This window comes from Leucobacter sp. M11 (genome assembly GCF_035726885.1).
Taxonomy (GTDB): domain Bacteria; phylum Actinomycetota; class Actinomycetes; order Actinomycetales; family Microbacteriaceae; genus JAPFRB01.
The window spans coordinates 214,787-217,071 of record NZ_JAPFRB010000005.1; the positions used below are offsets into that span (position 1 = coordinate 214,787).

At 69.8% G+C, this 2,285-nt stretch carries 1 protein-coding gene; it reads left to right on the forward strand.

The genetic code is table 11. The features are described 5' to 3' along the window. The coding region (alaS, locus tag OOT08_RS16390; protein ID WP_325093893.1) for an alanine--tRNA ligase at window positions 1-2,285 on the forward strand (2,285 nt) is incomplete at both ends.

Sequence of the window (2,285 nt, forward strand, 5' to 3'; positions counted from 1 at the left end):
CTTCTTCCAAATGTGCGGCAACTTCTCCTTCGGCGACTACTTCAAGGCCGGCGCGATCCGGATGGCCTGGGAGCTGCTCACCACGAGTGAGGCCGACGGCGGCCTGGGCTTTGCGCCCGAGGACCTCTGGGTGACCGTCTACGAGGAAGACGACGAGGCGATCACGCTCTGGCGCGAGATCGCCGGTCTGCCCGAGGAGCGCATCCAGCGCCTCGGCAAAGACACGAACTACTGGCACACGGGCCAGGCGGGGCCCGGCGGCCCCTGCTCGGAGATCTTCTTCGACCGCGGCCCCGAGTACGGGATCGACGGCGGCCCGGCCACGGATGACGACCGCTACGTGGAGATCTGGAACCTCGTCTTCATGGAGTACCTGCTCGCGGACGTGCGCGGGAAGGACCAGTTCACCGTCGTTGGCGAGCTGCCCAAGAAGAACATCGACACCGGCATGGGCCTCGAGCGCGTTGCCTTCCTCAAGCAGGGCGTCGAGAACATGTACGAGATCGACCAGGTGCGGCCGGTCCTCGACCGCGCCGCCGAGCTCGCGGGCAAGACCTACGGCGCGAACGAGGAGGACGACGTTCGGCTCCGCATCATCGCGGACCACGTGCGCTCCTCGCTCATGCTCGTCGGCGACGGCGTGACCCCCTCGAACGAGGGCCGCGGCTATATCCTGCGTCGGCTCCTCCGCCGGGTCGTGCGCGCGATGCGCCTGCTCGGCGTGGACGGCGCGAGCTTCGAGGCCCTGTTCACGGCCTCCCGCGACGCGATGCAGTCCGCCTACCCCGAGGTCGCCGAGCAGTTCGGCTTCATCCTGAGCGTCGTCGCGGCCGAGGAGAAGACCTTCCTGCGCACCCTCTCCGCCGGCAGCGCCGTGCTGGAGAGCGCTCTTGCGGACACAGCGTCGGGCGCGCCGCTCGACGGCAAGACCGCCTTCCTGCTGCACGACACCTACGGCTTCCCGATCGAGCTGACGCTGGAGGTCGCCGAGGAATCGGGGCTCAGCGTTGACCGGGAGGTCTTTGCCTCGATGATGCAGGCCCAGCGCGACCGCGCGCGAGCCGACGCCAAATCGAAGAAGACCGGCACCGCCGACCTGAACGTCTACCGCGAGCTGCGCGGCCTCGGCGAGACCGTTTTCACCGGATACGACGCGCTCGTCACGGGCAGCCGCATCCTCGGCATCCTGGTGGACGGCCAGCCCGCGCAGGAGGCCATCACGGGACAGACCGCTGAGGTTGTCCTGGCCGAGACCAGCCTCTGGGCCGAGTCCGGCGGGCAGGACGCCGACCGGGGCCTCATCGTCGGCGACGGCTTCGAGCTGGAGGTGCTCGACGTGCAGAAGCCCGTCGCGGGCCTCATCAGCCACACCGTGCGCGTGCGCGCCGGGCTCGTGTCCGTGGACGCCCCGGCCGAGACCCGCGTGGACGCGGAATACCGCCGCGGGGCCACGCAGGCCCACTCGGCGACGCACATCGTGCACGCCGCCCTCCGCGAGGTGCTCGGGGAGAACACGCATCAGGCGGGCTCCTACAACAAGGCGGGGTACCTCCGCCTCGACTTCAACCGGGCCGACCCGCTGAGCCGCGAGACGCGCTCCGAGATCGAGGAGATCTCGAACCTCGCGGTGCGCTCGGACTACGAGGTCGTGACGCGAGAAATGCCCCTCGACGAGGCAAAAGCGCTCGGCGCAATGGCCCTGTTTGGCGAAAAGTACGGCGAGCGCGTTCGCGTCGTCGACATCGGCGGGCCCTGGTCCCGCGAGCTCTGCGCGGGCACCCACGTCGAGCACTCGAGCCAGATCGGCATGATCAGCCTGGTCTCCGAGTCGTCCATCGGCTCGACCAGCCGCCGGATCGAGTCGCTGGTTGGCCTCGATGCCTTCCGGAACTTTGCCGCCGAGCGCGCGCTCGTCAACGAGCTCACCTCCGGTCTGAAGGTGCGGCGTGAGGAGCTTGTGGACCGGGTCACGGAGCTCGGACAGCAGCTGCGCACCGCCGAGAAGAAGATCGCCCAGCTCGAGGCCGCGAAGCTCGCGACGCTCGTCCCGGATCTGGCCGCAACGGCCGCGCCGATCGGCGCGGTGACGGCGGTGCTCGCGGACCTCGGTGAGGTCAACAGCCCCGACGACGTGCGCTCCCTTGCGATGCAGGTGCGCGAGCGCCTGAGCGGCCAGCCCGCGGTCGTCGTGCTTGCCGCGATCGCCGGGGGCAAGCCCGTGGTGATCGCCGCGACCACCCCGCAGGCGCGCGACGCGGGGGCGAAAGCTGGTCAGCTGGCCAAGC